This window comes from Clavibacter michiganensis subsp. insidiosus, from assembly GCF_002240565.1.
GTDB lineage: Bacteria > Actinomycetota > Actinomycetes > Actinomycetales > Microbacteriaceae > Clavibacter > Clavibacter insidiosus.
Map to the genome: position 1 here is coordinate 2,014,100 of NZ_MZMO01000001.1, position 23,258 is coordinate 2,037,357.

Below are 23,258 nucleotides of genomic sequence, written 5' to 3' on the forward strand. Positions count from 1 at the left end.
GCCGCGTCAGCGCCGGGCGAGGATCTCGCCGTGCGGCATCGCGAGGAAGCCGTCGTCGTCCGCGGCCCACTCCTGCCAGCCGGCGCGGATGGCCCGCAGGTCGTCGTCCGTCGCGAACCCGCCATCGCGGGCCTGCCCGGCGAACGCCGACGCGACCGCGCGGTCGGCCCACGCGCCGCCCCACCAGGCCCGCTCGTCATCCGAGGAGAAGCACCAGACGGACGCGCTCGACGCGATCTCCGTGAAGCCCGCCTCCCGCGCCCAGGCCTTCAGCCGGGATCCCGCGTCGGGCTCGCCGCCGTTCGCCCGGTGGACCGGCAGGTACACGTCCGCCCAGAGCCGCAGCCCGTCCGACTCGGGGAACAGCGCCACCTTCGAGTAGATGACGTCGCGCGCCGCCACGAGCCCGCCGGGACGCGTGACGCGGCGCATCTCCGCCAGCGCGCGGACGGGATCGCCGACGTGCTGCAGCACCTGGTGCGCGTGGACGACGTCGAACGACGCGTCCGCATAGGGCAGCCCGTACACGGATCCCGTGACGAACTCGACGTTCGCCGTGCCGCGCGACTCCGCGAGCTCGGCGGCCTGCCGCACGACGTCCTCGGACATGTCGAGGCCGACCACGCGCCCCGGCGCGACGAGGTCGGCGAGCTCGACCGTGATGGTGCCTGGACCGCTGCCGACGTCCAGCACGTCCAAGCCCGGGCGCAGGTGCGGTTCCAGGTAGGCGGCGGAGTTCCGGACGGTGCGCGCGCTGTGCACGCGGAGCACGCTCTCGTGGTGGCCGTGGGTGTATCGCTCGATCTTCACCCTCCGAGCCTAGGTCGCCGCCCGGCCTAGGTGTACTGAGTCATCACGTTGGTGACACTCGGGCCGCGGGCGTCAGCCCGTGGCTCGAGTGGATTCGTTCAGTGTTGTAGTGCTGGATCCACGGATCAAGGGCGTCGGTTCTGGCTTGGTTGCTGGTGAAGGGTTGCCGGTAGGCCCACTCGGTCGCGAGGGTGCGGTTGAAGCGTTCGACCTTGCCGTTCTGCCAGGGGCAGTGCGGGCGGATGAACTTCTGCCTCGCACCGAGCTGCGTGACCGCGTTCTGGAACGCGGCCGAGTGCCGGTAGGCGAACGCGTTGTCCGTCAGGACCCGTTCGATGCGGGTGATGCCGTGCTCGGCGAAGTACGCCGCGGCCCGGGTCAGGAACCCTGCCGCGGTCACGCCCTTCTCGTCCGGGTGGATCTCCGCGTAGGCGAGGCGGGTGTGGTCATCGACCACGGCGTGGACGTAATCGAACCCGATCCCACGACCACGAACCTGTTCGCTGCGGCCATGCGCCCGCCAGCCGCCGCCGTCCGGGATCCGGCCGAGCTTCTTCACGTCGACGTGGATCAGGTCGCCGGGATGCTCATGCTCGTACCGGTTTGCCGTCGACCGGGATGCCCGGATCACGGCCCCGGTGACGGGGTCCAACCATGCCAACGGCGGTGCCCCGTGCCGCCGCAGGACGCGGGAGATCGTGCGGGCTGGAACACCGGTCACCGGCGCCAACCGGGCAGGACCTGATCGCAATCGGGTCCTCGCTTCCACGACGGCTCGTTCTCGTTCCGGGCTCGTCCTCGTCGGCACCCGTCTCGGCCTCGAGGACCGGTCCGACAAGCCTTCGAAACCCTCGGACCGGAACCGATTCACCCACCGATGCGCGCACTGACGCGACACACCGAGTTCGCGCGCGACATGCGAGACCCGCCGACGATCCTCGACCACCCGCCGCACGAGGAGAACCCTCCCGTGAACCGTCAGACGAGCATTAGCGTGGGACATCGAGGCCTCCTGGCAGTGGCAGAACTAGACAGCTCCATCAAGCCAGGAGGCCTCCTCACACGCCCCGAAGTGTCACCAACGTCATGGCCGGGTACACCTAGGCTCGGAACATGACGACGCCCGCGAACCCCTTCCTCGAACCGAGCTCCCTCCCCTCCGGCATGCCGCCCTTCGCCGACATCCGCGAGGAGCACTTCCGCCCCGCGTTCGAGGCGGGCATCGCCGAGCACCTGGCGGAGGTCCGCGCCATCGCGGAGTCGACCGAGCCCCCGACGTTCGAGAACACGCTCGTCGCGCTCGAGCGGTCCGGCCGGATCCTCGACCGCGTCGGCCACGTCTTCTTCACCCTCACCTCGTCCGACAGCTCCCCCTTCACGCGCGAGCTCGAGGCGGAGATCGCCCCCGAGCTCGCCGCGCACGAGGACGCGATCCGCCTCGACTCCGCGCTCTACGCCCGCATCCGCGCCGTCCACGACGCGCGCCACGAGTCGGGCCTCGACGCGGAGTCCGTCTACCTCGTCGAGCGCTACCTGGCCGAGTTCACGATCGCGGGCGCGGGCCTCGACGACGACGCGAAGGACCGCCTCCGCGACCTCAACCGCCGCCTGTCGGTGCTCACCACGCGCTTCGAGTCGAACCTGCTCGAGGACACCAACGACCTCGCGGTCGTCGTCGACGATCCGGCCGAGCTCGACGGCCTGGGCGCGGGCGCCATCGCGGCCGCCGCGCAGGCCGCCACCGACCGAGGCCTCGACAGGAAGCACCTCATCACGCTGGTGCTGCCGACCGGCCACCCGTACCTGTCGCAGCTGGCGGACCGGGGCCTCCGCCAGCGGATCATGGACGCGTCGCTCGCCCGCGGCGCACGGGACAACGAGCACGACAACCGTCCGCTGGTGCTCGAGATCACCCGCCTCCGCGCCGAGCGCGCCGCCCTCCTCGGCTTCCCGACCCACGCCGCCGCGGTCACCGCCGACCAGACGGCCCGCACTCCCGAGGCCGTCGCCGACATGCTCGGCCGCCTCGCCCCGGCCGCGGCCCGCAACGCCCGCGCCGAGGCCGTCGAGCTGCAGCGCGTGATCGACCGCACGCAGGAGGAGCGCGGCGAGCCGACGTTCGAGCTCGCCGCCTGGGACTGGGCGTTCTACAGCGAGAAGGTGCGCACGGAGCGCTACGACGTCGACACCGAGCGCATGCGCCCCTACCTCGAGGCGGAGCGCGTCCTCCATGACGGCGTGTTCCGTGCCGCGACCGCGCTCTACGGCGTCACCTTCGCCGAGCGCGACGACATCGTCGCGTACCACCCGGACGCGCGCGTCTTCGAGGTGCGCGACGAGGACGGCTCGCCCGTCGGCCTGTACGTCCTCGACCTGCACACGCGCGACTCGAAGCGCGGTGGCGCGTGGATGAACCCGCTCATCTCGCAGAGCGCCCTCCTCGACACGCCCACGGTCGTGCTGAACAACCTCAACGTCCCGAAGCCGCCCGCCGGCCAGCCCACGCTCCTCAGCTACGACGAGACGAACACGCTCTTCCACGAGTTCGGCCACGCGCTGCACGGCCTCTTCGCCCGCGTGACCTACCCGCGCTTCGCCGGTACGAGCGTGTTCCGCGACTTCGTCGAGTTCCCCAGCCAGGTGAACGAGATGTGGATGCTGTGGCCCGAGATCCTCGCCTCCTACGCCGTGCACCACGAGACGGGTGAGCCCATGCCCGACGACCTCGTCGCCGCCGTGCAGGCCTCCTCCGCGTTCAACGAGGGCTTCCTCACGAGCGAGTACCTGGGTGCCGCGCTCCTCGACCAGGCGTGGCACCGGATCGGCGTCGACGACGACGTGGAGGACGTCGACGTGTTCCAGGCCGAGGCCCTCGCCGCCGTGGGGCTCGACGTCCCGGCCGTCCTCCCCCGCTACGCGTCGAGCTACTTCCAGCACACCTTCGCGGGCGGCTACGACGCCGGCTACTACTCCTACATCTGGAGCGAGGTGCTCGACGCCGACACCGTCAGGTGGTTCCACGAGAACGGCGGCCTCACGCGCGAGAACGGCGACCGGTTCCGCGCGCGGCTCCTCGGCGTCGGCGGCTCGAAGGACCCGCTGGAGGCCTACCGCGACTTCCGCGGCCGCGACGCGGTGATCGAGCCGCTGCTCGCGCGCCGGGGCCTCGCCGACTGACCCCGCCCCGCACGACGAGAGCGCCGCGCCCCTCACGGGGTGCGGCGCTCTCGTCATCTCCCGGCGAGGGGCTCGATCAGGCGGACTTCTCCGCGCGGAGCATCGACGCGCGCGGCACGATGGTGGGCGCGGCGTTCTGCACGACCGACTCGCGGGTGATGACCACACGACCCACCTCGTCGTCCGAGGGGATGTCGAACATGATCGGCCCGAGCACCTCCTCGAGGATGGCGCGCAGGCCCCGGGCGCCCGTCTGCCGGAGGACGGCCAGGTCGGCGATCGACTCGAGGGCGCCCTGCTCGAACTCCAGCTCCACGCCGTCGAGCTCGAACATGCGCTGGTACTGGCGGACGAGCGCGTTGCGCGGCTTGGTGAGGATCTCCATGAGCGCGCGCTGGTCGAGCTGCGTCACCGTCGTGACGACGGGGAGGCGCCCGATGAACTCGGGGATGAGCCCGAACTTGTGCAGGTCCTCCGGCAGCACCTCGCCGAACACGTCGGCGTTGACGTCCTTGCGGTGCAGCGGGGCGCCGAAGCCGATGCCCTTCTTGCCCGCGCGCTGGCTGATGATGTCCTCGAGCCCGGCGAAGGCGCCCGCGACGATGAACAGCACGTTGGTCGTGTCGACCTGGATGAACTCCTGGTGCGGGTGCTTGCGTCCGCCCTGCGGCGGGACCGAGGCGACCGTGCCCTCGAGGATCTTCAGCAGCGCCTGCTGCACGCCCTCGCCCGACACGTCGCGCGTGATGCTCGGGTTCTCCGCCTTGCGGGCGATCTTGTCGACCTCGTCGATGTAGATGATCCCGGTCTCGGCGCGCTTCACGTCGTAGTCCGCGGCCTGGATGAGCTTGAGGAGGATGTTCTCCACGTCCTCGCCGACGTAGCCCGCCTCGGTGAGGGCGGTCGCGTCCGCGACCGCGAAGGGCACGTTCAGCCGCTTCGCCAGCGTCTGCGCCAGGTAGGTCTTGCCGCAGCCGGTGGGCCCGATGAGGAGGATGTTGCTCTTGGCGATCTCGATCTCGTCGCCCACGGTCTCCGCCGGCCCGATCGTGCTGACGGCTCGGACGCGCTTGTAGTGGTTGTAGACCGCGACGGACAGCGCGCGCTTGGCGGCCTCCTGCCCGATGACGTACTCGTCGAGGAAGCCGAAGATCTCCTTCGGCTTCGGGAGGTCGAACTCGCCGGTGGTCTCCTCGCTGGCCTCGGCCAGGCGCTCCTCGATGATCTCGTTGCAGAGCTCCACGCACTCGTCGCAGATGTAGACGCCCGGTCCCGCGATCAGCTGCTGGACCTGCTTCTGGCTCTTCCCGCAGAAGGAGCACTTGAGCAGATCCGCGCTCTCGCCGATGCGTGCCATGAATTCCTCCCCGGAAACCGTGCGATGTGGAACGAGCCTAACCCGAGCGCCCGACATCTTCCGGACCCCTGGGGGCGCGGCCCGTCGGAGGACCCGATGTGCGACACTCCGCCGTCACACTGCGCAACACGAGGGAACGCTCCCGGCTGCGTCGCCCACCATGTCCGCATGACAGACGACACCCCTGCCGCATCCCCCGACGCGCTGTCCTTCGCCTACTGGGTCCCGAACGTCTCGGGCGGCCTCGTGACGAGCGACATCGAGCAGCGCACCCACTTCGACTTCGACTTCAACGTCCGCGTGGCGCAGCTCGCCGAGCGCAACGGCTTCGACTACGCACTGAGCCAGGTGCGGTACGCCGCGTCCTACGGCGCCGACCAGCAGCACGAGTCGACGTCGTTCTCGCTCGGCCTCCTGCTCGCCACGGAGCGGCTCAAGGTGATCGCGGCCGTGCACCCGGGGCTCTGGCATCCGGGAGTGCTGGCCAAGTGGATCATCACGGCCGACCACATGTCGCACGGGCGCGCCGCCGTGAACGTCGTGTCCGGGTGGCTGAAGGACGAGTTCGTCGGGTTCGGCGAGCCGTGGCTCGAGCACGGGGAGCGCTACCGCCGCACCGAGGAGTTCATCCGCGTGCTCCGCGGCCTCTGGACGGAGAAGGACTTTACGCACCTGGGCGACTTCTACCGGATCCACGACTTCACGCTCAAGCCGCCGCCCGTCGACGTGCCCGGCCGCGCGCACCCGGAGATCTTCATGGGCGGCAACAGCACGGACGCCCGCGAGATGGGAGGCCGCGTCACCGACTGGTACTTCTCCAACGGCAAGGACTTCGCGGGCTTCGAGGAGCAGCGTGCCGACGTGCTCGCCTCGGCGCGCGCCGTCGGCCGCACCGAGCGGGTCAGGTTCGGCCTCAACGGCTTCGTCATCGCGCGCGACACCGAGCAGGAGGCGCAGGACGTGCTCGAGGAGATCATCGCGAAGGCGAACCCCGACGCCGTCGAGGGCTTCCGCCAGGCGGTCAAGCAGGCGGGCGCGTCCACCGGGGACGGCAAGGGCATGTGGTCGGACTCCACCTTCCGCGACCTCGTGCAGTACAACGACGGCTTCCGCACGGGCCTCATCGGCACGCCGGAGCAGATCGCGCGCCGCATGATCGAGTACCGCAAGCGCGGGGTCGACCTGCTGCTCCTCGGATTCCTGCACTACCTCGAGGACATCGAGCAGTTCGGCACGCAGGTGCTGCCGATCGTGCGGGAGCTCGAGCGGGAGGCGATCGAGCGGGGCGAGCTGCGGGAGCCCGCCGCCTGATCCACCCGGCACGCGGAAGGGGCGATCGGCATCAGCCGACCGCCCCTTCGTCCGTGCGGGCCTAGCGGGCGGGGATCGCCGCCGTCAGGTTCTTGCGCGAGGTGAGCACCTGGTCGATGAGGCCGTACTCCAGCGCCTCGTCCGCGCCGAGGATCTTGTCGCGCTCGATGTCGCGGTTGATCTGGTCGCGGTCGCGCTTGGTGTGCTTCGCGAGCGTGTCCTCGAGCCAGGAGCGCATGCGCATGATCTCCGCGGCCTGGATCTCGATGTCGGAGGCCTGGCCGCCGCTGGACTCGCCCGTGGCGGGCTGGTGGATGAGCACGCGGGCGTTCGGGAGCGCGAGGCGCTTGCCGGGCGCACCGCCCGCGAGCAGCACGGCGGCGGCCGAGGCCGCCTGACCGAGGCACACCGTCTGGATCTGCGGCGAGACGTACTGCATCGTGTCGTAGATGGCGGTCATGGCCGTGAACGAGCCGCCGGGCGAGTTGATGTACATGACTATGTCGCGGTCGGGGTCCATCGACTCGAGCACGAGCAGCTGGGCCATGACGTCGTCGGCCGACGCGTCGTCGACCTGCACGCCGAGGAAGATGATGCGGTCCTCGAAGAGCTTCGCGTACGGGTCCTGGCGCTTGTAGCCGTAGGCCGTGCGCTCCTCGAAGCTGGGGAGGATGTACCGCGACGACGGGCTCGTGGCGGTGGAGCCGGCGCCGCGGGCGCCGCCGAAGGTGGGGAATTCCATGTTCTTCTTCTCTGCCTGTCTCTTCTGTCGCGGGCTCTAGGAGGTCTCGGTGCCGCCGCCGCCGACGACGTCGGTCGCGGATTCGCGGATGTGGTCGACGAAGCCGTACTCGAGGGCCTCCTGGGCGGTGAACCAGCGGTCGCGGTCGCCGTCCTCGTTGATCTGCTCGACGGTCTTGCCGGTCTGGCCCGCGGTGATCTCGGCGAGCCGGTGCTTCATCGCGAGGATGAGCTGGGCCTGCGTCTGGATGTCGCTCGAGGTGCCGCCGAAGCCACCGCTCGGCTGGTGCAGGAGCACGCGGGCGTTGGGCGTGATGTACCGCTTGCCCTTCGTGCCGCTCGTGAGGAGCAGCTGGCCCATGGAGGCGGCCATTCCGATGCCGACGGTGACGATGTCGTTGGGGACGAACTGCATGGTGTCGTAGATGGCCATTCCCGCCGTGACGGAACCGCCGGGCGAGTTGATGTAGAGGAAGATGTCCTTCTCGGTGTCCTCCGCCGCCAGCAGCAGGATCTTCGCGCAGATCTCGTTCGCGTTGTCGTCGCGGACCTCGGATCCGAGCCAGATGATGCGGTCCTTCAGCAGTCGGTCAAAAACACCGGGTACCAGTGTCGGTTCGGCCATTGTTCGAGCTCCCATTCATTCGTCGCTTCGAGTCATGAATCTATCGGAGCGGATCCGCCCCGACGCCCGTGTTCGCCGCGGGCGGAGAGCGCAGCCGCCGCGGGCGGAGAGCGCAGCCGCCGCACGCGCGAGGGCCCGGGGAGCTGATGCTCCCCGGGCCCTCGTGTCGCTGCCCGTCGAGACGGGCGGCGGTGGCTGCTACTCGGAGTCGGCGGCCTTCTCGGCGGCCTTCTTCTTCGCGGGCGCCTTCTTCTTCGGCTTCTCGGCGGGCGCCTCCTCGGCGACGGTGCCCGAGGCCTCCTCGGCGGGGGCGTCCGCGGTGACGGCCTCGGCGTCCGCGTCGGCGGCCTCCTCGGACAGCGCGTCCGCGTCGCGCACGACGGGCTGCGTGAACTCGGTCACGTCGACGACCTTGCCGTCGGCGTCCACGACCTTGGCCTTGTCGAGCACGACCGCGAGGGCCTTGTTGCGCGCGACCTCGCCGACCATGGCGGGGATCTGGTTGTTCTGCTGCAGCACCTGGACGAACTCGTTCGGCTCCATGTTGTACTGCTGCGCGCCCTGGATGAGGTACTGGGTCAGCTCGTCCTGGCTGACCTTCAGCTCCTCCTTCTCGGCGATGACGTCGAGCAGCAGCTGCTGGCGGAAGGCCTTCTCGCTGGACTCCTTGACCTCGGCGCGGTGCACGTCGTCCTCGAGGCGGTTCTCGTTCTCGAGGTGGCGGTGCACCTCGTCCTCGACGAGCTTCTCGGGGACGGGGATCTCGACGCCCTCGAGGAGCTTGTCGACGATCTGGTCGCGGGCCTGGGTGACCTGGCCGAAGACCTTGGACTTGCCGACCTGGACCTTGAGGTCCGCGCGCAGCTCGTCGATGGTGTCGAACTCGCTGGCGATCTGCGCGAAGTCGTCGTCGGCCTCGGGCAGCTCGCGCTCCTTGACGGACTGGACGGTGACGGCGATCTCCGCGGTCTCGCCCTCGTTGTCGCCGCCGAGCAGCTTCGACTCGAACGTGGTGCTCTCGCCGGCGGTGAGGGACTCGAGGGCCTCGTCGATGCCGTCGATGAGGTCACCCGAGCCGAGCTCGTAGGAGATGCCGCTCGCGGTGTCGACGGCGTTGCCGGCGATGGTGGCGGTGAGGTCGATCTGGACGAAGTCGCCCGCCTTCGCGGGGCGGTCGACCGTGATCAGCGTGCCGAAGCGGCTGCGCAGGCTGTCGAGCTCGGTGCCGACCTCGTCGTCGGTGACCTCGACCGAGTCCACGGTGAGCTCGAGGCCCTCGTACGCGGGCAGGTCGAAGTCGGGGCGGACGTCGACCTCGATCTCGAGGAGGAGGTCGCCGGTGAGGTCCTTGCCGGGCCACTCCTTGACGTCGGCCTCGGGGCGGCCGAGGGGACGGATGTCCGTCTCCTTGACGGCGGCCTGGTAGAAGCCGTCCATGCCGTCGTTGACGGCGTGCTCCAGCACGGCCTCGCGGCCGACGCGCTGGTCGATGATGGGCGGCGGCACCTTGCCCTTGCGGAAGCCGGGGATAGCGACCTGCTCGGCGATGTGGCCGTATGCGTGGTCGATGTGCGGCTTCAGGTCTTCGGGGGTGGCAGAGATCGCGAGCTTGACGCGCGTGGGGCTCAGCTTTTCGACCGTGGTCTTCACGTGTGGAGTTCTCCTGTAATCGCGGTACGCGCCTCGGCTGAGACGGCATTTCGTCGTCGGGGATGTGGTCGGGGCGACAGGACTCGAACCTGCGGTCTTCCGCTCCCAAAGCGGACGCGCTAGCCACTACGCTACGCCCCGGCTGCCACGCATTCCCTCGGTCGAGGCGGGCGCCGTGCCCCTCTTCGTGCAGGCGCGCGGAAGCCGATCCGACCGTGGCACAGCCTATCCGACTCGTGCCCGCCGCTGGTCACCGGCGACGGGAGCCTGCGCTACGCTGGATCCCGCGCATCCGGCGCACGGCCCCTCGGGGGCGGTGGCTCCGGCGTCGCGGGGATGTAGCTCAATGGTAGAGCCTCAGTCTTCCAAACTGATCACGCGGGTTCGATTCCCGTCATCCCCTCCATCGCGGTCATTCCGCCCTCCCCGTCTCGTCCTCCACAGCCCGGTAGTCACGTCGTCCCTCCCCCGTTGGGGGCGACCCGTCGTGCGCCGCCCGTCGGACCGATAGCGTCCTGGTCCGTGGATAGCCTGGGAGCTTCCGCAACGGGCGAGCTCGGGGGGCTGCCTGGTCGAGGACGACGCACGGGCATCGGGGATCGGGGCGCAGTCCTGGGCCGCACGGCCCCTCGACCTCCTGCGCACGGAGCTCTGCCCGGCCTGCTTCGCGCCGCTGGGCACGTTCGTCTGCGCTCGGTGCGGGCTCGACGTCCGCGCGCCCGAGGCCGCCGCCCTCCTCGGCGCGTCGCGTCGCGTGGTCGACGCGATCACCGAGCGGGAGCGGCTGCTCGAGGCCATGCGGCGGTGGAGCGAGGCGGCGGCGCGGACCCGTGCGGCCACGGTGATCGCATCTCCCGTCCCTGCCACGGCGCCCGAGCATGTGCCCGCGCTCCCGGACGCGCTGGAGACGGCGACGACCGTCACCTCCGAGGCGGCGACGGACGCGGTCGTCGCGCCGCCCGCGCCCGCGCCGCCCGCGCCCGCGCCGGACGCACCCCGACCGCAGCAGGCGACCACCCGGATCCCGAATCCCGTCCCTCCCGCACCCGCGGCGCCCCGTCGCCGCATCAGCGTCCCGGCCGTGCTGCTCGCCATCGGCGTCGTGCTGCTCTCGGTCGCGGCCGTCTTCTACGTCGTCTACGCCTTCGTCACCTACGGGCTGGTCGTGCGGGCGGCGATCACCGCGGCCGTCACCCTGGCCGCGCTCGCGGCGGCGGCGGTCCTCGCCCGGCGCCGGCTGCCGGGCACCGCCGAGGCCGTCGGCGTCGTGGGCGTCGTGCTGCTGCACCTCGATGTCTGGGCCGTGCGCTCCTACGACCTGGCGGGAGCGGCCTCGAACGACCCGTTCGTCCACTTCGGCGTCGGGACGCTGGTCGTCTCCGCGGCGCTCCTCGCGCTCCGGCCGCTGCTGCGGATCCGCACCACCGGCATCGCCGGATGGGCGGGGCTCTCCGTCGGGGCCGGCCTCCTGGTCGGGGCCGTGCCCTCCTCGGACGCCGGAACCCGCACGGCGCTCGCCCTGGCGGCCGCCTCCGCCGTGGCCCTCGTCCATGCGGCGCCCCGTTCCCGCGCGGTCACCCTGCCCGACCCGCTCGAGCGCCGGATCCTCCGGGTCGTGGGCGTCGGCGCCGCCGCCGCCGCCCTGCTCGCGGGCGCCGCCGCCGCGATCGACCCCGACGCGGTCCCGGCGCTCCCCCTCCTCGTCGCGGCCGTCGCCAGCGGCGCGCACGCCTGGGCGCTCGCGCGTGCCATGTCCCCCGCCGACCGCGTCGGCGAGCTCCGCGGCGATGACGCGGATCCCGACACCGCCGTGCCCGAGGCCTGCGCCGACGCCCCCCCTGCCGTCGATCGACGACGGCGCCGTACCGGACGCGGCGCCCGACGCGGCCGGTCATCCGGCGGATCCGCTGCGCATCCTGGCCGCCGTCGTCGCGGGCGTGGGAGCCGCCGCTGCACTGCCCGTGACGGCGCTCACGGGCGGGCCCGCGCTGCTCACGTTCTGCGCGCAGCTCGTGGCGGCGGCGCTCGCGGCCGCCGTGCTCGACGTGGCCGCGCGCCGGCTGCCCGACGCCGCCATGGCCGGCACGGCACGCGTCGCCGCCCTCGCCGCCCTGGTCGTGGCCGCGGTCGCCAGCCTCCCCGCCGCGATCGCCGGCCTCGGCGGGATCACCGCGGCCCTGGTCGTCGGGCTGCCCGCCTGGGAACACGGTCCGCTCGACGACGCGGTGGGAGTCCTCGCCCGGACCAGCGACGTCGCCGGCCTGTCCGGGGACGTCCGCGCCGCGGCGCTCGGACTCGTCGCCGTCTGGCTCCTCGCAGCGGTCGCCGCCGTCGCGGGCCGACGCTCCCGGGAACGCAGGGACCTCCTCGCGTGGACCGGTGCCGCGGTGCTGATCGCCGCGATCCCGGCCCTCGGTCCGGTGGCCGTCGTCGTCGCCGCGTACCTCGTCGCCTCCGCCGGAGCTCTCGCGTGGCGCCTCTCCTCCCGCCGGGCGGCCGGTCCCGCCGCGATCCCGGCTGCCCCGCTCACGGCGCTGTCCCTCGTGGCGGGCGCCCTCGCCGGGGCCGCCTCCTGGGCGAGCACGAGCACGTGGTGGACCGCCGCCCCGGTCGTCGTGCTGCTCCTCGTCGTCGGGTCGCGGACCGGGCGCACGGACATCACCGCGCGCCTCGCCACCGCGGGAGCCGCGCTCGCGGGCCTCGTCGTCGCGGGCGCCCTGGCCCCGTCCCTCACCACCGCGCGCGTCATCGGCGACGCGGCCGCGTCGAGCGCGCTCGACGCGGCCGCGGACCCCGTGGTGCTCGTCCTGCTGGCATCCGGTCTGACGATCCTCATCGTCGGCGTGCTGCCCGGGCGCCCGGGCGTGCGGAGGCGCGCGCTGCTCGCGACGGCCCTGCTCCCCGCGTGCCTCACGGCCCTCCCCGTCGCGATCGTCGGAGCGGACCGCATCGGGGGTGCGCTCACCGGATCCCCGGCCTGGTCCATCGCGGCGCAGGTGACCCTGGTCGCCGGTCTCGTGGCGTGGACCGTCGGCGGTGCACGACGCGTCGCCCTGCCCGAGCGCGCGCTCCGCGCCGATCCGGAGGCCGCAGTCCCCCGCGCGCCGGGGACGACCGCGCTGCGCAGATGGCGGCTCACGACCGCCGCCCTCGTGGCCCCGACGCTGCTGCTCGCCGTCCTAACCGCCGGTGCCCTGGTCGAGCGCGGTGCCACGCCCCACGGCGTGGTCTCCGCCGCGGTCGCCGTCGTCGTGGCCACAGCCGCCCTGCTCGCCCATCGGCACGCGTCGCGCGCGCTGCGCGTCGCCCTCGACGTGGGCACGACCGCGGTGGCGATCGGCTCGCTGGTGGTCGCCGTCTCCGTCGATCCCACCCTCGAGGGACGCGGACGCCTGTGGATCCCGCTGCTCCTGCTCGCGGCGACGGCGCTCGCCATGTCCATCGCCCACGACGGGCTGCTCCTGTCCCGCAGCGCCCGCCGCGCCTGGGGGTGGACGGCTCTCGGCCTCGGGATCGCGGCGCCGTGGTCGCGACTGCTCGCCGTCGGGACCACCTCGTCCGAGGCGTACTGGCTGCCGGTGGCGGGCGAGCTGCTCCTCCTCGCCGCGCTGATGCACCGTGCCGCGGTGCGCGCCGACGGAGGAGGGATGGCGTCGTCCTTCGGGCCCCGGGTGCGCCGCGGTGTCACGGCGCTCACCCTCGCGGGCATCCTCACGGCCGTCCTCCCCCTCGCCGCCGTCGGTCGTCCCGACGACGTGCTCCGGCCCTACCTCCTGACGGGGATCTGCGCGGCCCTCGCCCTGGGCGGCGCTGCCGCGCTGCGCCACGCGGCATCCCCCGTCCGCCCGCTGCTGCGCGCCGTCGTCATCGGCGGGGGCATCGGGCTCCTGGTCGTCGGCGGCACGCGCGCGCTGCGGCTCGCCGCCGGCGATGCCGGCCGCGAGCCGGCCGTCGACCTCCAGCTGACGATCACCGCGGCGCTGCTCGTCGGGGTCGGCGTGCTCGTCCTGCGCGGCGCCCGGAGCCCGGCGGACGCTCGGCTCGCCGGATCCGCGTGGGCGGCCACCACCGCGCTCGTCGCCGTCGTCCTGTCCGCGTCGGTCGGCTCCGGCGAGGGCGTCGTCCGTCCGCTCGTCACGAGCGTCGCCCTCGTGGCGGGAGCCGGTGCGCTCCTCGTGCTCCGATCGGTGCACCGGCATGTGCTCGCCGCCTCCGCCGCGGTGGCGCTGCTCGGCGCCGCGGTGGTGGCGTTCCTCGCCTGGCGCGGCGGGCACGCGTCCGTCGATGCCGCCGCCGTGGCCGTTCCGGCGATCGTCGCGGTGCTCGTCGCGGCGGTGGGTTCCGCCGACCGGCTCCGGAACCCGGTCACCGTGCCCGTCGGCCCCTCCATGCCGGAGGCCGGGCTCCTCCGGCATTCCGCTGACCTGGCGACGGGCGTCCTCGTGGCCGGGACCGTCGCGGTCGGCGCGGCCACCGACGCCGCGGGCCTCCCCGTGGCCCTGCTCCTCTCCGCCGTCGCCGTGCTCGTCGCCTCGACGCCGCCGGGGTCGCGCGCGCGGCGCCACGTGGGCTGGATCGCCCTCGTGCTCGGCTCCGCCGCCCTGTGGGTGGCGCTCGGACGCGGCCGTGTCGACGCCGTGGAGCCCTACGTCCTCCCCCCGGCCGGCGTGATGCTCGTGGTGGCCGCGCTCCTCCACCGGGGGTTCCCCGGCCACCGCCGCGACGCGTCGTCGGTCCCGGGACGCGCGTCCGGGGCGGCGACCGTCCTCCTCGGCGCCCTCCTCCTGGCGGCGCTGCCGACGGCCGTCGCGTCCTGGACGGGGACGCCCGTCCGGGCGCTCGTCCTCGGGATCGCGGCCGCCGTCGTCCTGCTCCTCTGCGCGGCCGCCCTCCGTGGCGTCGGCCCGGCGTCACCGACGCGACCCCTCGTGGGGGCGGCAGCGGCGGCGTCCGCGCTCACGGTCGCGCTCGTCGGCCTCGGGAGGGCCGTCGCCCAGCTGGTCGGCGACGAGGCGGCCTCCTTCGGTCGCACGGACATCTGGACACTCGCGGCCGCCGTGGTCCTCGTGCTCGCCGTGGGCCTCCTGCCCGCACGCCCGGAGGAGATCCCCGGCACCGGCACGGACACGCGACGGGGGACGATCCCCCCGGCCCAGCGGGTCCCGGACCGACCGCCGGCGTCGAGCGCGCACGCCGGCGTCCGTGCCCCCGCGGATGCCCTGCTCCGAGCGGCGACCCGAGCCACCGTGCTGGTCGCGCTGGTGGGGGCAGGAGGTGCGGGCACCGCGGGGATCCTCCGCGCCCATGACGAGGGGATGCACGACGCCGGACCCCGAGCCGCCCTCCTCGTGGGCCTGGTCGCCGCTCTCCACGTCGTCTGCTCGTCGGCGCACGTGACGACGGCCACGGAGACGGAGACGGAGACGGAGACGGAGACGGAGACGGAGACGGAGACGGAGACGGAGACGGAGACGGAGACGGAGACGGAGACGGAGACGGCGGAGAGCCGGCTCCTCGTCGCTCCCCCGCTGCAGGACCGCGTCCTCGCGCTCGCGGCGCTCGTCGTCGGCGGGCTGGTCGCCGCGGCCCTGGTCGCGACCGGTGCGGCGGATCCGGTGGAGACCGTCACGGTGCCCATCGCCGCGGCGCTCCTCGTGGTCGGCGCCCGACGCCTCGTCCGCGACGCGTCCGCCGGCAGCATGCGCCACCTCGCCCCCGGGCTCCTCGTCCTGCTCGTCCCGCCGTTGCTCGCGGATCTCGGCCCCAGTCCGGCCTGGCGCATCGTCGGCCTCGGCGTCCTCGCGCTGGCGACGCTGCTGGTCGGGACGCGCCTGAAGCTCCGGGCCCCGTTCCTCATCGGCGCGGGCGTCCTGGTCGTGCACGCGGTCGCCCAGCTCTGGCCCTGGATCCGCGCGGCCTCGTCGACCGTCCCCTGGTGGGCGTGGGCGGGCATCGGGGGCGTCGTCCTCATCGCCGTCGCGGCCCGCTACGAGCGGCGCATCCGCGACGTGAAGGGGGTGGCGGCCCGGGTGTCCGCGCTCCGGTGAGGGGGCCGAGCGCCGGGGAGGGAGCCGGTCGGCGATCCCGGCCGCGACCCGGTAAGCCATGCCTCAGCTTGCTTGCGGCCGGCGGAGGGATGCGTCAGATTGGCGGCATCGTCCGCAGCCCGCAGACCCATCCAGCCGCTCGAGGAGAGAACCCATGACCGACACCGTCCACGTCCCCACCAGCTCCGCATCGGCCGACGTCGCCGCCGGCGTCGCGCAGTTCCTCAGCCCCGTCGCCGTCAACCTCCAGGCGCTCGCCGTCAACGGCAAGCAGGCGCACTGGCACGTCCGCGGCGTCAACTTCATCGGCGTCCACGAGTTCCTCGACGTGCTCGTCTCCCACGCCCAGGACTGGGCCGACACCGCCGCCGAGCGCGTCGTCGCCCTCGGCCTGCCGATCGACGCCCGCATCGAGACGGTCGCCGCATCCACCACCACCGCGGCGCTCACGCCCGGCTTCCGTCCGTCGAGCGCCACCATCGCCGAGGTCATCGCGCAGATCGACGCGACCATGGAGCTCGTCAACCGCGCCGTGCAGGAGCTCGGGGACATCGACGTCAACAGCCAGGACGTCGCCATCGAGATCGCCCGCGGGCTCGAGAAGGACCGCTGGTTCCTCTTCGCCCACATCAGCGAGTAGCGCCGCCCGCCGCACCCGCCGCGACGGTCGAGGGGCCCGGATCCGATCGGATCCGGGCCCCTTCGTCTCGAGGGGCCCGGTCAGCCCCCGACGCGCGTCACGCCTGGCAATACGGGCACCAGTACAGCTTCCGGCCGGCGGCCTCCTCCATCACGATGTGGGTGCCGCAGACCCGGCACGGCAGCCCCTCGCGGTGGTAGACCCAGTGCCGGTCCGCGCGGTTGCGCAGCGCCGCGTCGAGCCTCTTCCCGCGCAGGCCGTCCATGGTCATCATCTGGCCGACCTCGACGCCCTTGCGGAGCAGCTTCGACCAATCCTTCCAGAGCCCACGCACGACGTCCTCGGGGACGTCGCGTCCCGGCGTGTGCGGGTTCTGCCGTGCCCGGAACAGCAGCTCGGCCCGGTACACGTTGCCGATCCCGCTCACGACCGCCTGGTCCATCAGCAGCAGGCCGATCGCCGTGGGCTTCTTGCGCACGGTCGCCGTGAACCGGTCCTCGGAGCGCTTGCCGCCGTCGACGAGGGGATCCGGTCCCAGCTTGTCGATGGCCTGCTGCACCTCCTCGGGGTCGGCGACGACGCACGCGGTGGGCCCACGCAGATCCGCCACGGCGTGCTCGGTGAGGAGACGGACGCGCACCTGTCCGACGGGCTCGGGCGGCCAGGCGTCGGCGGAGAACGGGTCGTGCACCTTCTCCTGCTCGGCCATGCGCAGGCGTGCCCGCCGAGGAGCGCCGATGCTCGCGAGCGAGTCCTCCGCGTCGGAGTCGACCGGGGCGTCGTCGACGCGATCGTCGACGGGCACGTCGCCGCGCATGCCGTTCTGACCCATGCGGTTCAGCGTCGACACGTCGCCCGCGAAGTCCCACGCGCCGTAGAGGCCGAGGTGGACCCGCAGCCAGACGTCGCCGTCGAACTCGAGGAACATCTGCTTGCCCACCGCCTTCGCGGCGAGGAGCCGGCGGCCGTCGAGGACGGCCGCGCCCTCCGCGAAGCGCCCCTGCGGGGAGGACGCCTGCACGACGTCCCCGACGAAGTGCGCCTCGAACTGCTTCGCGATCCGATGGATCGAATGCCCCTCGGGCACGGCGGCCTAGTCGGTGACGGGGTGACCGGCGATGGCCCCCGTCGTCTCGTACTCGGCGAGCTGCGCAATGCGGCGCGCGTGCCGCTCCTCCGCGGAGAACGGCTCCGCGATGAAGGCGTCGATGAAGGCCGTGGCCTCCTCGACGGTGTGCTGGCGGGCGCCGATGGAGATCACGTTGGCGTCGTTGTGCTGGCGCGCGAGCACGGCGGTCGACAGGTTCCAGACGAGCGCCGCGCGCGCGCCCTCGACCTTGTTCGCGGCGATCTGCTCGCCGTTGCCCGACCCGCCGAACACCACGCCGAGGGCGGTCGTGCCCTCGCGCTGGTCGGCGACGACGGCATGCGCGGCGCGGATGCAGAACGACGGGTAGTCGTCGAGCGCGTCGTACGACGTGGGCCCGTGGTCGACGACGTCGTGCCCGGCGTCGGTCAGGTGGTCCGTGAGGTACCTCGAGAAGTCGAGGCCCGCGTGGTCGGTCGCGATGTGGATGCGCATCGATGCACTCCTCCTGCCGCACGTCGCGGCGTCGTGCCCGCGGCGCGGGCGATGCCGGGCGCGCCGCGGCCGGACGCCCGTGAGCGCCCGGCCGCCGCGCGCGCGACGGGAAAGGGTCAGTCGAAGATGGGGCCGACGGTGCGCGAGCGCTTGATCTCGAAGAAGCCCGGCTAGGCGGCGACGGCGACGACGCCGTCCCACAGCCTCACGGCCTCGTCGCCCTTCGGCGCGGGCGAGATGACGGGGCCGAAGAAGGCGACGCCGTCGACCGCGATGACCGGCGTGCCGACGTCCTGGCCGACGCGCTCGATCCCGTCGAAGTGGCTGGCGCGCATGAGCTCGTCGTAGCGGTCGGTGCGGCTCGTCTCGGCGAGCCCAGCGGGGAGGCCGAGCTCGGCGAGCACCTCGGGGATGACGACGTCGGCGTCCTTCTGGTCGCGGAGGTGGATCCGCGTGCCCAGCGCGTCGTACAGCGGCTTGACGTGCTCGGCGCCGTGCTCGGCCTCGACCGCGGCGACGAGCCGCGTGAACCGGAGGGCGCGCGGGAGGAAGGCAGCGAAGTTCGGGTCGTCGGCCTTGTCCTCGTTGAGGACGGCGAGGCTCATGACGCGCCAGGTGATGTCGAGGTCGCGGTGGCGGGCGACCTCGTCGACCCAGCGGGAGGTCATCCACGCCCAGGGGCAGGACGGGTCGAACCAGAACTCGACGGCGGTGATGCGGGGGCTGCTCTGAACGTCGGACATGCCGCAAGCCTAGGTCAGCCGACGCAATAGGATCGGCTCCGAAAGCGGCGCCGCTCCGCCCGCGCACCCGTGGTCCCGACCGCCCGGTGCATCGTCGCGCGAGGCGCGTCCGCACGCACGGCCCACCCACCTCACGGACGAGCAGGAGCAGCATGCCAGGAGAGAACCTCACCCGCGTCGAGGCCGAGGAGCGCGCCGCGCTGCTGGCCGTGTCCGAGTACGACGTCACGCTCGACCTCACCCGGGGCGCGGAGGTGTTCGGGTCCACCACGACCGTGCGCTTCACCGCCACCGCCGGCGCGTCCACGTTCATCGACGCGATCACCCGCACGGTGCACGCCGTGACCCTGAACGGCCGCGAGCTCGAGCCGGCCGACGTCAGCGACGGCGTCCGCATCCGACTCGACGACCTCGCTCAGGAGAACGAGCTCACGGTCGTCGCCGACGCCATGTACACGAACACGGGCGAGGGCCTGCACCGCTTCGTGGATCCCGTCGACGACGAGGTCTACCTCTATTCCCAGTTCGAGGTCCCGGACTCCCGCCGCATGTTCGCGGTGTTCGAGCAGCCCGACCTCAAGGCGGTCTTCCGCTTCACCGTCACCGCGCCGTCGCACTGGGAGGTCGTCTCCAACTCCCCCACGCCCGAGCCGACGGCCGCCGCCGACGGCGCGTCCACGTGGACCTTCGAGCCCACGCTCCGCATGTCGAGCTACATCACGGCGCTCATCGCGGGCCCCTACGGCGTCGTCCGCAGCGAGCTGACCTCGAGTGACGGCCGCACGATCCCGCTCGGCGTCTTCGCCCGCAATTCGCTCATGGAGCACCTCGACGCCGACTACGTGTTCGAGAAGACCCGCGAGGGCTTCGCGTTCTACGAGGAGCGCTTCGCGTACCCGTACCCGTTCCCCAAGTACGACCAGCTCTTCGTCCCCGAGTTCAACGCGGGCGCGATGGAGAACGCGGGCGCCGTCACGTTCGTGGAGAGCTACGTCTTCCGCTCGAAGGTCACCGACGCGGTGAAGGAGCGCCGGGTCACGACGATCCTGCACGAGCTCGCGCACATGTGGTTCGGCGACCTCGTCACCATGAAGTGGTGGGACGACCTGTGGCTCAACGAGTCCTTCGCGACCTACATCTCGACCCTGGCCACGGCCGAGGGCACCGAGTGGACCGGCGCCTGGACGACGTTCAACGCCGGCGAGAAGTCCTGGGCCTACAACCAGGACCAGCTGCCGAGCACGCACCCCGTCTACGCGACCATCAACGACCTGGAGGACGTGCAGGTCAACTTCGACGGCATCACGTACGCCAAGGGCGCCTCGGTGCTCCGCCAGCTCGTCGCCTACGTCGGCCAGGACGAGTTCCTCGCGGGCGTGGCCGCCTACTTCCAGCGCCACGCGTTCGGCAACTCGACGCTCCGCGACTTCACCCGTGAGCTCGAGGGCACGAGCGGCCGCGACCTCGCGCGCTGGACCGACCTGTGGCTGAAGACCTCGGGCGTGAACACGCTCCGTCCCGAGATCGCGACCGACGAGGACGGCGTCATCACGTCGTTCTCCGTGCTGCAGGAGGCCGCGGAGGACTACCCGACGCTCCGCCCGCACCGCCTCGCGATCGGCTTCTACGAGCTGCGCGACGCGAAGCTGGTCCGCACCGAGCGCTTCGAGCTCGACGTCGACGGCGACCGCACCGAGGTCGCCGAGCTCGTCGGCCGCCAGCGCCCCGCGCTCGTGCTGCTCAACGACGACGACCTCACCTACGCCAAGGTCCGCCTGGATCCCGCGTCGCTCGAGGTCGCAATGCGCCACCTCGCCGCGTTCGAGGACTCGCTCGCCCGCTCGCTCGTCTTCGCCTCGGTGTGGGACGCGACGCGCGACGGCGAGATCCGCGCCCGCGACTACGTGCGCCTCGTGCTCGACAACGTCGCCACCGAGGACGAGTCGACGGCCCTCCGCTACGCGCTCGCGCAGCTGACCGTCGCCGCCACCACGTACTCGGCGCCCGACCACCGCGACGAGCTGCTCGCGACGGTCGCCTCCGAGCTGTGGGCGCTCACGGCGCAGGCGGCGCCCGGATCCGACAACCAGTTCCAGTTCCTGCGCACCTTCGCGCAGGTCGCGGCCGAGCCGGCCCAGCTGGACCACGTGCAGGCGCTGCTCGACGGCACCGAGACGCTCGAGGGCGTCGAGATCGACGCGGACCTCCGCTGGGAGCTCCTGACCGCGCTCGTCGCGGGCGGTCGCGCCGACACGGCCGAGGTCGATGCGGCCCTCGCCGCCGACCGCACGGCGACGGGCGTTCAGTCCGCCGCCCAGGCCCGCGCGGCGCTCCCCACCGCGGAGGGCAAGCAGGCCGCGTGGGCGTCCGTGTGGGAGGCCGACACCGAGCCGAACACGATCGTGCGCACCACGGGCCTCGGCTTCCGCCGCGCCGCCGACACCGAGCTGCTGCGCCCGTACGTCGGCGCGTACTTCGACGCCCTGCAGGGCGTGTGGGAGTCGCGGAGCTACGCGATCGCCGCGGCGCTCATCGGCGGCTTCTACCCGTCGCCGCTCGCCGACGCGGAGCTGCGCGACGCGACCGTCGCCTGGCTCGACGCGAACCCCGAGCCGCCGGCGCTCCGCCGCCTCGTCAGCGAGCTGCTGTCGGGCGTGGAGCGCGCGCTGCGGGCGCAGGCGAAGGACGCCGAGTAGGCACCATCGCCCCACCCGAGGGGGACGGTCGCGCAGGCGGCCGTCCCCCTCGTCGTCCCTCCCGCCCGACCTGCGGACGGACCCAGGGCCGGCCGGGGAGGCCGCCGGTACACTCGGCCGGATGACCTCCCCTCTCCTCACCCCCGTCGGAAGCGCGTCGCGATGGACCTGAGCATGGTGTGCTGCGGCGACGGCTCGTTCTTCTCCACGTGGGGGGACCTCATCAAAGTCGTCTCCTACATCGCCGGCGGACTCCTGCTCCGCCTGATCCTCCTCGTCGTCATACGGCAGACCGTCGACCGCATCGTCTCGGGCGTCAAGAAGCGGCAGAACGTCGACGACACGCAGTCGATCCAGGCATCGCCGCTCACGGCCGTCCGCGTCGTGCAGCGCACCCGGACCCTCGGCAGCGTGCTGAGCAACATCACCACTGTCGTCATCGTCGTGATCGTCATCGCGAGCGTGCTCTCGGTCGTCGCGCCCGACGTCACCAGCTCCCTCGCCCTCCTCACCGCCGCACTCGGCGCCGGCCTCGGCTTCGGCGCGCAGAACATCGTCAAGGACATCCTCAACGGCCTGTTCATGGTCGTGGAGGACCAGCTCGGCGTGGGCGACGTCGTCGACGTGGGGCCCGCGACGGGCGTCGTCGAGACCGTCGGCATCCGCATCACGACCCTCCGCGACGTCAACGGCACGCTCTGGTTCGTGCGCAACGGCGAGATCCTCCGCGTCGGCAACATGTCGCAGGGCTGGGCGCGCGTCGTCATCGACCTCGCCGTCCCCTACGACACCGACGTGCAGGCCGTGCAGGAGCGCATGCTCGCGACCGCCACGGAGCTCGCGTCCACCCCGAAGTGGCGCTCGCGCATCGTCGAGAAGCCCGAGCTGTGGGGCATCGAGTCGATCTCGGAGTCGGCCGTCGTGATCCGCGTGGTCGTCAAGACCCGCAGCAACGCGCGCGACGACGTCTCCCGCGAGCTCCGGGGCCGGCTCAAGGCGAGCCTCGACGCGATGGGCGTCACCCTGCCGTCGCTCACCGCCGTCGTGCTCACCGGCTTCGACAGCGCGGCGAGCGTGGGCGGCGCGCACCCGCCGCGCACCGCGTCGACGCCCGTGCAGCAGCCCGAGCAGCCGGCTCCCCGCAAGCGCGCCGCCCGGAAGGTCGCGCAGCGGCAGCCCGGATCCCCGGCCGCCGGCTCCGTCTCCCCCGTCGTCCGCGGCGCCGCCGGCTCCCGCCCCGACCCGCGCGCGACGCGGATGATCCCCGCGCAGGACCCGGCACCCGCCCGGGACGCGGACCCGGACGAGGACGAGGTCACCGCGACCTGGACCGTCCTCCCCGAGGACCCCGCGACCGCGCCGTCGCCCGAGGGGACGACCGACACGGGTGCGGGATCCGAGGCCGCCGCTCCCGCGAAGCCGCCGCGCGCGCCGCGCCAGCCGCGGAAGCCTGCTACGCCGCCCGAGGAGTCCTGATGGCCGACCTGCTCGCGAGCTCGTTCTACGACGACGTCGGCGGCCGCCCCACCTTCGAGAAGCTGGTCCGCGAGTTCTACCGGGGCGTGGCCGACGATCCCGTGCTCGTCGCGATGTACCCGGAGGAGGACCTCGAGGGCGCGATCCAGCGCCTCACCGGGTTCCTCGAGCAGTACTGGGGCGGTCCCACGACCTACAGCGACGAGCGAGGCCACCCGCGGCTGCGGATGCGGCACATGCCGTTCCGCGTCAACCCGGACGCGCGCGATCGCTGGCTCGCGCACATGCGCGTGGCCGTCGACTCGCTCGACCTGCCGCCGATGCACGAGGCGCAGCTCTGGGACTACCTCGAGCGGGCCGCGCACGCGATGGTCAACACGTTCGACGAGTCCTGAGCGGAGGC

Annotated in this window: 15 protein-coding genes, 2 tRNA genes and 1 pseudogene; 8 read left to right on the top strand and 10 right to left on the bottom strand. The window is 72.6% G+C overall.

From position 1 onward, the window contains the following. Positions 1-6: 6 nt before the first annotated feature. Together B5P21_RS09765 and B5P21_RS09770 are read right to left on the bottom strand one after the other, a co-directional pair. A complete protein-coding gene (locus B5P21_RS09765; RefSeq protein ID WP_045527724.1) occupies positions 7-810 on the bottom strand; it encodes a methyltransferase domain-containing protein in 804 nt (267 codons plus the stop codon). Positions 811-853: 43 nt separating this feature from the next. After that, positions 854-1,813: an IS481-like element IS1122 family transposase gene (locus tag B5P21_RS09770; protein ID WP_094171087.1), complete on the bottom strand. Its 960-nt coding sequence runs from the start codon at positions 1,811-1,813 to the stop codon at positions 854-856. Positions 1,814-1,923: 110 nt separating this feature from the next. Here B5P21_RS09770 and B5P21_RS09775 point away from each other — a divergent pair, with 110 nt between their 5' ends. Beyond that, positions 1,924-3,987 carry a M3 family metallopeptidase gene (locus tag B5P21_RS09775; RefSeq protein ID WP_094171088.1) on the top strand — a complete coding sequence of 688 codons (2,064 nt, stop codon included), beginning with the start codon at positions 1,924-1,926 and terminating at the stop codon, positions 3,985-3,987. A gap of 76 nt (positions 3,988-4,063) precedes the next feature. Here B5P21_RS09775 and clpX read toward each other — a convergent pair whose 3' ends face one another. Then, complete coding sequence (clpX, locus tag B5P21_RS09780) at positions 4,064-5,344, bottom strand: ATP-dependent Clp protease ATP-binding subunit ClpX (protein ID WP_015490154.1); 1,281 nt, start codon at positions 5,342-5,344, stop codon at positions 4,064-4,066. A gap of 168 nt (positions 5,345-5,512) precedes the next feature. Here clpX and sfnG point away from each other — a divergent pair, with 168 nt between their 5' ends. Further along, positions 5,513-6,655: a dimethylsulfone monooxygenase SfnG gene (gene sfnG, locus B5P21_RS09785; protein ID WP_045527717.1), complete on the top strand. Its 1,143-nt coding sequence runs from the start codon at positions 5,513-5,515 to the stop codon at positions 6,653-6,655. Between the two features lie 61 nt (positions 6,656-6,716). Here sfnG and B5P21_RS09790 read toward each other — a convergent pair whose 3' ends face one another. The 4 genes from B5P21_RS09790 to B5P21_RS09805 all read right to left on the bottom strand — a co-directional run bounded on the left by B5P21_RS09790 (position 6,717) and on the right by B5P21_RS09805 (position 9,812). After that, the gene (locus B5P21_RS09790; RefSeq protein ID WP_045527716.1) at positions 6,717-7,397 is read right to left on the bottom strand and encodes an ATP-dependent Clp protease proteolytic subunit; all 681 of its coding nucleotides are present in this window, start codon (positions 7,395-7,397) and stop codon (positions 6,717-6,719) included. A 36-nt stretch (positions 7,398-7,433) separates the two neighbouring features. After that, positions 7,434-8,021 carry an ATP-dependent Clp protease proteolytic subunit gene (locus B5P21_RS09795; RefSeq protein WP_015490151.1) on the bottom strand — a complete coding sequence of 196 codons (588 nt, stop codon included), beginning with the start codon at positions 8,019-8,021 and terminating at the stop codon, positions 7,434-7,436. Positions 8,022-8,219: 198 nt separating this feature from the next. Continuing rightward, positions 8,220-9,671 (bottom strand): trigger factor, encoded by a 1,452-nt coding sequence (gene tig / locus B5P21_RS09800; RefSeq protein ID WP_045527715.1) that lies wholly within the window; start codon positions 9,669-9,671, stop codon positions 8,220-8,222. 65 nt (positions 9,672-9,736) lie between these two features. Next, a tRNA-Pro gene (locus B5P21_RS09805) sits at positions 9,737-9,812 on the bottom strand. Positions 9,813-10,003: 191 nt separating this feature from the next. On the opposite strand from B5P21_RS09805, the gene B5P21_RS09810 reads away from it, so the two are divergent. The 3 genes and pseudogenes from B5P21_RS09810 to B5P21_RS09825 all read left to right on the top strand — a co-directional run bounded on the left by B5P21_RS09810 (position 10,004) and on the right by B5P21_RS09825 (position 16,358). Further along, positions 10,004-10,077 (top strand) — tRNA-Gly (locus B5P21_RS09810). A 162-nt stretch (positions 10,078-10,239) separates the two neighbouring features. Then, a pseudogene (locus B5P21_RS09820) lies at positions 10,240-15,718 on the top strand (SCO7613 C-terminal domain-containing membrane protein). A gap of 154 nt (positions 15,719-15,872) precedes the next feature. Next, positions 15,873-16,358 carry a Dps family protein gene (locus tag B5P21_RS09825; RefSeq protein WP_045527712.1) on the top strand — a complete coding sequence of 162 codons (486 nt, stop codon included), beginning with the start codon at positions 15,873-15,875 and terminating at the stop codon, positions 16,356-16,358. Between the two features lie 97 nt (positions 16,359-16,455). Here the strand turns inward: B5P21_RS09825 and B5P21_RS09830 are convergent, their stop codons facing one another. The 3 genes from B5P21_RS09830 to B5P21_RS09840 all read right to left on the bottom strand — a co-directional run bounded on the left by B5P21_RS09830 (position 16,456) and on the right by B5P21_RS09840 (position 18,683). After that, positions 16,456-17,445 (bottom strand): Fpg/Nei family DNA glycosylase, encoded by a 990-nt coding sequence (locus tag B5P21_RS09830; protein ID WP_045527710.1) that lies wholly within the window; start codon positions 17,443-17,445, stop codon positions 16,456-16,458. A 6-nt stretch (positions 17,446-17,451) separates the two neighbouring features. Next, positions 17,452-17,940, bottom strand: coding sequence for a ribose-5-phosphate isomerase (locus tag B5P21_RS09835; protein ID WP_045527706.1), 489 nt, complete (start codon positions 17,938-17,940; stop codon positions 17,452-17,454). A gap of 170 nt (positions 17,941-18,110) precedes the next feature. Next, positions 18,111-18,683: a mycothiol-dependent nitroreductase Rv2466c family protein gene (locus B5P21_RS09840; RefSeq protein WP_045527705.1), complete on the bottom strand. Its 573-nt coding sequence runs from the start codon at positions 18,681-18,683 to the stop codon at positions 18,111-18,113. A gap of 152 nt (positions 18,684-18,835) precedes the next feature. Between B5P21_RS09840 and pepN the strand changes: the two genes are divergently transcribed. From pepN to B5P21_RS09855, 3 genes are all read left to right on the top strand, one after another. Beyond that, a complete protein-coding gene (gene pepN, locus B5P21_RS09845; RefSeq protein ID WP_094171091.1) occupies positions 18,836-21,379 on the top strand; it encodes an aminopeptidase N in 2,544 nt (847 codons plus the stop codon). 162 nt (positions 21,380-21,541) lie between these two features. Beyond that, a complete protein-coding gene (locus B5P21_RS09850) occupies positions 21,542-22,855 on the top strand; it encodes a mechanosensitive ion channel family protein (RefSeq protein ID WP_045527703.1) in 1,314 nt (437 codons plus the stop codon). Next, positions 22,855-23,250: a globin gene (locus tag B5P21_RS09855; RefSeq protein ID WP_045527701.1), complete on the top strand. Its 396-nt coding sequence runs from the start codon at positions 22,855-22,857 to the stop codon at positions 23,248-23,250. Before B5P21_RS09850 ends, B5P21_RS09855 begins: the two co-directional genes overlap by 1 nt. Positions 23,251-23,258 lie beyond the last annotated feature (8 nt).

Excerpts from the sequence above, each read along its gene's own strand:
- B5P21_RS09790 (WP_045527716.1), bottom strand. The coding sequence starts at position 7,397 with ATGGAATTCCCCACCTTCGGCGGCGCCCGCGGCGCCGGCTCCACCGCC.
- clpX (WP_015490154.1), bottom strand. The coding sequence starts at position 5,344 with ATGGCACGCATCGGCGAGAGCGCGGATCTGCTCAAGTGCTCCTTCTGC.
- B5P21_RS09840 (WP_045527705.1), bottom strand. The coding sequence starts at position 18,683 with ATGTCCGACGTTCAGAGCAGCCCCCGCATCACCGCCGTCGAGTTCTGG.
- B5P21_RS09795 (WP_015490151.1), bottom strand. The coding sequence starts at position 8,021 with ATGGCCGAACCGACACTGGTACCCGGTGTTTTTGACCGACTGCTGAAG.
- B5P21_RS09770 (WP_094171087.1), bottom strand. The coding sequence starts at position 1,813 with ATGTCCCACGCTAATGCTCGTCTGACGGTTCACGGGAGGGTTCTCCTC.
- B5P21_RS09855 (WP_045527701.1), top strand. The coding sequence starts at position 22,855 with ATGGCCGACCTGCTCGCGAGCTCGTTCTACGACGACGTCGGCGGCCGC.
- B5P21_RS09825 (WP_045527712.1), top strand. The coding sequence starts at position 15,873 with ATGACCGACACCGTCCACGTCCCCACCAGCTCCGCATCGGCCGACGTC.
- B5P21_RS09850 (WP_045527703.1), top strand. The coding sequence starts at position 21,542 with ATGGACCTGAGCATGGTGTGCTGCGGCGACGGCTCGTTCTTCTCCACG.
- pepN (WP_094171091.1), top strand. The coding sequence starts at position 18,836 with ATGCCAGGAGAGAACCTCACCCGCGTCGAGGCCGAGGAGCGCGCCGCG.
- B5P21_RS09835 (WP_045527706.1), bottom strand. The coding sequence starts at position 17,940 with ATGCGCATCCACATCGCGACCGACCACGCGGGCCTCGACTTCTCGAGG.
- B5P21_RS09775 (WP_094171088.1), top strand. The coding sequence starts at position 1,924 with ATGACGACGCCCGCGAACCCCTTCCTCGAACCGAGCTCCCTCCCCTCC.
- sfnG (WP_045527717.1), top strand. The coding sequence starts at position 5,513 with ATGACAGACGACACCCCTGCCGCATCCCCCGACGCGCTGTCCTTCGCC.